We start from the raw sequence: 5,000 nt of genomic DNA on the forward strand, positions 1-5,000 counted from the left end.
TTTTTTTTTTTTTTTTTTTTTTTTTTTTTTTTTTTTTTTTTTTTTTTTTTTTTATTTTTTTTTTTTTTTTTATTTTTTTATTTTTTTTTTTTTTTTTTTTTTTTTTTTTTTTTTTTTTTTTTTTTTTTTTTTTTTTTTTTTTTTTTTTTTTTTTTTTTTTTTTTTTTTTTTTTTTTTTTTTTTTTTTTTTTTTTTTTTTTTTTTTTTTTTTTTTTTTTTTTTTTTTTTTTTTTTTTTTTTTTTTTTTTTTTTTTTTTTTTTTTTTTTTTTTTTTATTTTTTTTTTTTTTTTTTTTTTTTTTTTATTTTTTTTTTTTTTTTTTTTTTTTTTTTTTTTTTTTTTTTTTTTTTTTTTTTTTTTTTTTTTTTTTTTTTTTTTTTTTTTTTTTTTTTTTTTTTTTTTTTTTTTTTTTTTTTTTTTTTTTTTTTTTTTTTTTTTTTTTTTTTTTTTTTTTTTTTTTTTTTTTTTTTTTTTTTTTTTTTTTTTTTTTTTTTTTTTTTTTTTTTTTTTTTTTTTTTTTTTTTTTTTTTTTTTTTTTTTTTTTTTTTTTTTTTTTTTTTTTTTTTTTTTTTTTTTTTTTTTTTTTTTTTTTTTTTTTTTTTTTTTTTTTTTTTTTTTTTTTTTTTTTTTTTTTTTTTTTTTTTTTTTTTTTTTTTTTTTTGTTTTTTTTTTTTTTTTTTTTTTTTTTTTTTTTTTTTTTTTTTTTTTTTTTTTTTTTTTTTTTTTTTTTTTTTTTTTTTTTTTTTTTTTTTTTTTTTTTTTTTTTTTTTTTTTTTTTTTTTTTTTTTTTTTTTTTTTTTTTTTTTTTTTTTTTTTTTTTTTTTTTTTTTTTTTTTTTTTTTTTTTTTTTTTTTTTTTTTTTTTTTTTTTTTTTTTTTTTTTTTTTTTTTTTTTTTTTTTTTTTTTTTTTTTTTTTTTTTTTTTTTTTTTTTTTTTTTTTTTTTTTTTTTTTTTTTTTTTTTTATTTTTTTTTTTTTTTTATTTTTTTTTTTTTTTTTTTTTTTTTTTTTTTTTTTTTTTTTTTTTTTTTTTTTTTTTTTTTTTTTTTTTTTTTTTTTTTTTTTTTTTTTTTTTTTTTTTTTTTTTTTTTTTTTTTTTTTTTTTTTTTTTTTTTTTTTTTTTTTTTTTTTTTTTTTTTTTTTTTTTTTTTTTTTTTTTTTTTTTTTTTTTTTTTTTTTTTTTTTTTTTTTTTTTTTTTTTTTTTTTTTTTTTTTTTTTTTTTTTTTTTTTTTTTTTTTTTTTTTTTTTTTTTTTTTTTTTTTTTTTTTTTTTTTTTTTTTTTTTTTTTTTTTTTTTTTTTTTTTTTTTTTTTTTTTTTTTTTTTTTTTTTTTATTTTTTTTTTTTTTTATTTTTTTTTTTTTTTTTTTTTTTTTTTTTTTTTTTTTTTTTTTTATTTTTTTTTTTTTTTTTTTTTTTTTTTTTTTTTTTTTTTTTTTTTTTTTTTTTTTTTTTTTTTTTTTTTTTTTTTTTTTTTTTTTTTTTTTTTTTTTTTTTTTTTTTTTTTTTTTTTTTTTTTTTTTTTTTTTTTTTTTTTTTTTTTTTTTTTTTTTTTTTTTTTTTTTTTTTTTTTTTATTTTTTTTTTTTTTTTTTTTTTTTTTTTTTTTTTTTTTTTTTTTTTTTTTTTTTTTTTTTTTTTTTTTTTTTTTTTTTTTTTTTTTTTTTTTTTTTTTTTTTTTATTTTTTTTTTTTTTTTTTTTTTTTTTTTTTTTTTTTTTTTTTTTTTTTTTTTTTTTTTTTTTTTTTTTTTTTTTTTTTTTTTTTTTTTTTTTTTTTTTTTTTTTTTTTTTTTTTTTTTTTTTTTTTTTTTTTTTTTTTTTTTTTTTTTTTTTTTTTTTTTTTTTTTTTTTTTTTTTTTTTTTTTTTTTTTTTTTTTTTTTTTTTTTTTTTTTTTTTTTTTTTTTTTTTTTTTTTTTTTTTTTTTTTTTTTTTTTTTTTTTTTTTTTTTTTTTTTTTTTTTTTTTTTTTTTTTTTTTTTTTTTTTTTTTTTTTTTTTTTTTTTTTTTTTTTTTTTTTATTTTTTTTTTTTTTTTTTTTTTTTTTTTTTTTTTTTTTTTTTTTTTTTATTTTTTTTTTTTTTTTTTTTTTTTTTTTTTTTTTTTTTTTTTTTTTTTTTTTTTTTTTTTTTTTTTTTTTTTTATTTTTTTTTTTTTTTTTTTTTTTTTTTATTTTTTTTTTTTTTTTTTTTTTTTTTTTTTTTTTTTTTTTTTTTTTTTTTTTTTTTTTTTTTTTTTTTTTTTTTTTTTTTTTTTTTTTTTTTTTTTTTTTTTTTTTTTTTTTTTTTTTTTTTTTTTTTTTATTTTTTTTTTTTTTTTTTTTTTTTTTTTTTTTTTTTTTTTTTTTTTTTTTTTTTTTTTTTTTTTTTTTTTTTTTTTTTTTTTTTTTTTTTTTTTTTTTTTTTTTTTTTTTTTTTTTTTTTTTTTTTTTTTTTTTTTTTTTTTTTTTTTTTTTTTTTTTTTTTTTTTTTTTTTTTTTTTATTTTTTTTTTTTTTTTTTTTTTTTTTTTTTTTTTTTTTTTTTTATTTTTTTTTTTTTTTTTTTTTTTTTTTTTTTTTTTTTTTTTTTTTTTTTTTTTTATTTTTTTTTTTTTTTTTTTTTTTTTTTTTTTTTTTTTTTTTTTTTTTTTTATTTTTTTTTTTTTTTTTTTTTTTTTTTTTTTTTTTTTTTTTTTTTTTTTTTTTTTTTTTTTTTTTTTTTTTTTTTTTTTTTTTTTTTTTTTTTTTTTTTTTTTTTTTTTTTTTTTTTTTTTTTTTTTTTTTTTTTTTTTTTTTTTTTTTTTTTTTTTTTTTTTTTTTTTTTTTTTTTTTTTTTTTTTTTTTTTTTTTTTTTTTTTTTTTTTTTTTTTTTTTTTTTTTTTTTTTTTTTTTTTTTTTTTTTTTTTTTTTTTTTTTTTTTTTTTTTTTATTTTTTTTTTTTTTTTTTTTTTTTTTTTTTTTTTTTTTTTTTTTTTTTTTTTTTTTTTTTTTTTTTTTTTTTTTTTTTTTTTTTTTTTTTTTTTTTTTTTTTTTTTTTTTTTTTTTTTTTTTTTTTTTTTTTTTTTTTTTTTTTTTTTTTTTTTTTTTTTTTTTTTTTTTTTTTTTTTTTTTTTTTTTTTTTTTTTTTTTTTTTTTTTTTTTTTTTTTTTTTTTTTTTTTTTATTTTTTTTTTTTTTTTTTTTTTTTTTTTTTTTTATTTTTTTTTTTTTTTTTTTTTTTTTTTTTTTTTTTTTTTTTTTTTTTTTTTTTTTTTTTTTTTTTTTTTTTTTTTTTTTTTTTTTTTTTTTTTTTTTTTTTTTTTTTTTTTTTTTTTTTTTTTTTTTTTTTTTTTTTTTTTTTTTTTTTTTTTTTTTTTTTTTTTTTTTTTTTTTTTTTTTTTTTTTTTTTTTTTTTTTTTTATTTTTTTTTTTTTTTTTTTTTATTTTTTTATTTTTTTTTTTTTTTTTTTTTTTTTTTTTTTTTTTTTTTTTTTTTTTTTTTTTTTTTTTTTTTTTTTTTTTTTTTTTTTTTTTTTTTTTTTTTTTTTTTTTTTTTTTTTTTTTTTTTTTTTTTTTTTTTTTTTTTTTTTATTTTTTTTTTTTTTTTTTTTTTTTTATTTTTTTTTTTTTTTTTTTTTTTTTTTTTTTTTTTTATTTTTTTTTTTTTTTTTTTTTTTTTTTTTTTTTTTTTTTTTTTTTTTTTTTTTTTTTTTTTTTTTTTTTTTTTTTTTTTTTTTTTTTTTTTTTTTTTTTTTTTTTTTTTTTTTTTTTTTTTTTTTTTTTTTTTTTTTTTTTTTTTTTTTTTTTTTTTTTTTTTTTTTTTTTTTTTTTTTTTTTTTTTTTTTTTTTTTTTTTTTTTTTTATTTTTTTTTTTTTTTTTTATTTTTTTTTTTTTTTTTTTTTTTTTTTTTTTTTTTTTTTTTTTTTTTTTTTTTTTTTTTTTTTTTTTTTTTTTTTTTTTTTTTTTTTTTTTTTTTTTTTTTTTTTTTTTTTTTTTTTTTTTTTTTTTTTTTTTTTTTTTATTTTTTTTTTTTTTTTTTTTTTTTTTTTTTTTTTTTTTTTTTTTTTTTTTTTTTTTTTTTTTTTTTTTTTTTTTTTTTTTTTTTTTTTTTTTTTTTTTTTTTTTTTTTTTTTTTTTTTTATTTTTTTTTTTTTTTTTTTTTTTTTTTTTTTTTTTTTTTTTTTTTTTTTTTTTTTTTTTTTTTTTTTTTTTTTTTTTTTTTTTTTTTTTTTTTTTTTTTTTTTTTTTTTTTTTTTTTTTTTTTTTTTTTTTTTTTTTTTTTTTTTTTTTTTTTTTTTTTTTTTTTTTTTTTTTTTTTTTTTTTTTTTTTTTTTTTTTTTTTTTTTTTTTTTTTTTTTTTTTTTTTTTTTTTTTTTTTTTTTTTTTTTTTTTTTTTTTTTTTTTTTTTTTTTTTTTTTTTTTTTTTTTTTTTTTTTTTTTTTTTTTTTTTTTTTTTTTTTTTTTTTTTTTTTTTTTTTTTTTATTTTTTTTTTTTTTTTTTTTTTTTTTATTTTTTTTTTTTTTTTTTTTTTTTTTTTTTTTTTTTTTTTTTTTTTTTTTTTTTTTTTTTTTTTTTTTTTTTTTTTTTTTTTTTTTTTTTTTTTTTTTTTTTTTTTTTTTTTTTTTTTTTTTTTTTTTTTTTTTTTTTTTTTTTTTTTTTTTTTTTTTTTTTTTTTTTTTTTTTTTTTTTTTTTTTTTTTTTTTTTTTTTTTTTTTTTTTTTTTTTTTTTTTTTTTTTTTTTTTTTTTTTTTTTTTTTTTTTTTTTTTTTTTTTTTTTTTTTTTTTTTTTTTTTTTTTTTTTTTTTTTTTTTTTTTTTTTTTTTTTTTTTTTTTTTTTTTTTTTTTTTTTTTTTTTTTTTTTTTTTTTTTTTTTTTTTTTTTTTTTTTTTTTTTTTTTTTTTTTTTTTTTTTTTTTTTTTTTTTTTTTTTTTTTTTTTTTTTTTTTTTTTTTTTTTTATTTTTTTTTTTTTTTTTTTTTTTTTTTTTTTTTTTTTTTTTTTTTTTTTTTTTTTTTTTTTTTTTTTTTTTTTTTTTTTTTTTTTTTTT

Source organism: Paenimyroides ceti (assembly GCF_030409925.1).